Source organism: Deinococcus sp. (assembly GCF_030523985.1).
Lineage (GTDB): Bacteria > Deinococcota > Deinococci > Deinococcales > Deinococcaceae > Deinococcus.
The window spans coordinates 14,821-17,668 of sequence record NZ_JAUNHK010000047.1 but is presented as its reverse complement, the minus strand read 5'-3'; the positions used below and the strand labels follow the sequence as shown (position 1 = coordinate 17,668).

The window sequence follows — 2,848 nt, the reverse complement described above, 5'->3', positions numbered from 1 at the left end:
GGTTTCTTGGCGCCACGCGCAATCTCGATGGCTTTTTGCGCGTATTCGCGCTGCGGGCCTTCGGTGAGGCTGTAGGCGCTGATGATAAGGGCATCGGCGGTTTCCACGTCGCGCTTCTTGAGCTTGGCGGGGTCGAGCTGGCGGTTGGCGGCCCCGTCGCTGATCATCGCCCGCTCGCCGCCCGCCGTCTGCATGACCGTGATGGTGCTGGTGAGATGCTCGGAGTCTTTCTGGATGGCGCTCAGGCTGACGCCGCTCGCCTTGATTTCAGCCAGCGCATACTCGGCAAAGGGGTCGTCGCCCACGCGGGCGGCCAGCGTCACCGTGTGCCCCAGACGTGCCAGGGTCACGCTGATGGTGCCGCCAGAGCCGCCGGGCTGCATGGTCGAGCGTTTGGGAGTGACCTCCTTGCCCGGCGTGGGCAAGCGGTCGAGATGGTAGAGATGGTCAACAGTCACGTCGCCGATGACGTAGAACTTCACAGCAAAAACCTCCGGGTCGTTCCAGTCCCGCACGGAGGCGGGGCCAGTTGGCGGCTACAGGGCAAAGGCAGGAAGCGTTTCCAGAGAGAACATCTCCCGAGAACGTCACACCGAGGTCACCTGAAACAGACCAGTCTACCGTATCACGCCCAGGCTGCGGGCAGCGGCACGCATCTGCTCAAGCGGGACATCCTCGGCACGCACGTCGGGGCGCAGGCCCAGGTCGGCCAGCACAGTGTCTATCGCCTCGCCGCCGTGCCCCATCATCTTCAGGTTGTTGCGAAGGGTCTTGCGGCGGTAGCGCAGGGCGTTGTCCACGAAGGAAACAAATTCGGGTTCGGGCTGGGGCCGGGTGCGGTCAAAGTCGAGGCGCACCACGCTGCTGGTCACGTCGGGCGCGGGAAAAAAGGCCCCTTTGGGCACGTCGCGCACATGCTTGACCGTGCCGTACAGCGCCGCCAGCGCACTCAGGAAGCCGTAATTGTCCTGCCCCGGTTTCGCCACCAGCCGCTGAGCGACTTCCTTCTGCACCAGCACGGTGGCCGACACCACGCCCGTCGCCTGCATAAAGCGGCTGAGCAGCAGCCCGGTGATGTAGTAAGGCAGGTTGGCGATGACGCGGGTGCCGGGTTCCAGGCTGCTGTAATCGAATTCCAGCGCGTCGCCCCAGACGATCTGCACGTCCAGCCCCGCCAGTGTTTCGGCCAGCACCGGGCGCAGGCGTTCGTCCTTTTCCAGCGTGGTGACCCGCGCTCCCCGGCTCGCCACTTCGCGGGTGAGCACACCCAGACCAGGGCCAATTTCCAGCACGGGTACGCCCGGCGCAGCGCCGCCTGCCTCGGCAATCGAGCGCAGGATGTTGCCGTCTATCAGAAAATTCTGTCCCAGACTCTTGGTGGGCCGCAGGCCATGCGCGGCCAGAAGTTCACGCACGCGGGCCGGGGAGTACAGGGGCAGCTGAGTAGAGGTGTCGTCGGTGGGCGGCAGTTCGGGCTGGGTCATGGTCGGGCAGGGCAGTCTAGTGCAGTCGGGGCGGGGATGGGCCATCTGCTCTGCGCCCTCCGTTCTTTTTCACCCTGCCCGCTAAAATGCCCCCATGACCGATTTGGCCCGTTCGGGCGAAGGAACCCCGCCTGGCGAGTCCGGCCCCGACTGGAAAGCATTTGCCCGCAGCGGCGAGTGGCGACGTGCCCAGGCTGCCGCCACATTGACCCAAGCCGACCCCGACACCCTCAGCGCCGTGAGTGCCCTGAGTGCCGTGCAGCAGGACGTGCGGGCGCGCAAATATGCATCGGCCCAGCGCGGGCTGAGTGCCTACGCCGGGGCACTCAAGGAACTCGACCGCCGCCGACAGGGGGAAGCGGCGCTGCTGCGGTCGCTGGTGGCCCCCGAAGTGCTGGCGCAGGCGCTAAGCGCTCTGGAAAACGCCAGCGGCGAGGCCGACCCGGTGGAGTTGCAAAGCAAACTGGCGGCGGCCCAGGCCCACGCGCTGACCCGCGCCGAGGCGCTGAACGTGGTGGGGGTGCTGCACGCACTGCGCCAGGAGGAGGGAGCCGCCCGCGCCCGTTTTGAAGAAGCCCTGACCCACGACCCGCAGCACTACCGCGCCCGCATGAACCTGGGCAACCTCGACCTGGAAGCGGGTAGGCTGCCCGAAGCCGAGGCCGCCTACCGCGAGGTGCTGCAACTCGCCCCCGACTACGACGGTGCCCACCACAACCTGGGCGTGGCGCTGCGGCGGCAGGGCAAGCTGTACGAATCGGTGGGAGCCATCCGCAAGGCGCAGCGGCTGGGCGTGCAGGGGGCCAGGGCCGAAGCCAAAGAGGAAATGCAGGAGCAGTTTCGGCGCAACCCCCACCTCAAATGGATTCGGCTGGGGATTCTGGCGGGCTTCGTGGTGGTGCTGGCGCTGCTGGCGTGGCTGGGACGTTCGTGACTGTCGGCGGCGCGGAGGCCGTCCTCTCCCCCGCTGGCGTGCGGGCGCTGGACGCCGAACTGGAACGGGCCGGACTGCTCGAACTGGCGATGGAGGAAGCGGGCCGCGCCGCAGCCGACGCCGCGCAGAGCCGTGTTCCGGCGGGGCGGGTGCTGCTGCTGGCCGGGAGCGGGGCCAACGGCGGAGACGCCCTGGTGGCGGCCCGGCATCTGCACGCCCTGGGCCGCGACGTGCGGGTGCTGGCGCTGCTGTCCAAGCATCCCCTGACCCGCAGCAACCGCAAGCGGCTGGGCAAAGTCGGTGTGGCTGTCGCGCCGCTGACCCCCGCTGGCCTGCGCCGCGAACTGCGGGAGGCCGCGCTGGTGGTGGACGGACTGCTGGGCACGGGTTTGACGCCGCCGCTGCGTCCGGCGCTGGCAGAACTGGTGGC

The 2,848-nt window shown here is 68.3% G+C and carries 4 protein-coding genes; 2 read left to right on the top strand and 2 right to left on the bottom strand.

Annotated elements, in window-relative coordinates; all coding sequences use genetic code 11:
- Together Q4C89_RS08530 and rsmA are read right to left on the bottom strand one after the other, a co-directional pair.
- The coding region (locus Q4C89_RS08530) for a carbohydrate kinase family protein (RefSeq protein WP_303102180.1) at window positions 1–482 on the bottom strand (482 nt) is incomplete at its 3' end.
- 135 nt (window positions 483–617) lie between these two features.
- Entirely contained in the window at window positions 618–1,484 is an 867-nt protein-coding gene (rsmA, locus tag Q4C89_RS08525) for a 16S rRNA (adenine(1518)-N(6)/adenine(1519)-N(6))-dimethyltransferase RsmA (RefSeq protein WP_303102179.1), read from the bottom strand.
- A 94-nt stretch (window positions 1,485–1,578) separates the two neighbouring features.
- Between rsmA and Q4C89_RS08520 the strand changes: the two genes are divergently transcribed.
- The gene (locus Q4C89_RS08520; RefSeq protein WP_303102178.1) at window positions 1,579–2,418 is read left to right on the top strand and encodes a tetratricopeptide repeat protein; all 840 of its coding nucleotides are present in this window, start codon (window positions 1,579–1,581) and stop codon (window positions 2,416–2,418) included.
- An 89-nt stretch (window positions 2,419–2,507) separates the two neighbouring features.
- Window positions 2,508–2,848, top strand: a 341-nt coding sequence (locus tag Q4C89_RS08515; RefSeq protein ID WP_303102188.1) for an NAD(P)H-hydrate epimerase, incomplete at its 3' end; no start/stop codon positions are given.

Excerpts from the sequence above, each read along its gene's own strand:
- rsmA (WP_303102179.1), bottom strand. The coding sequence starts at position 1,484 with ATGACCCAGCCCGAACTGCCGCCCACCGACGACACCTCTACTCAGCTG.
- Q4C89_RS08520 (WP_303102178.1), top strand. The coding sequence starts at position 1,579 with ATGACCGATTTGGCCCGTTCGGGCGAAGGAACCCCGCCTGGCGAGTCC.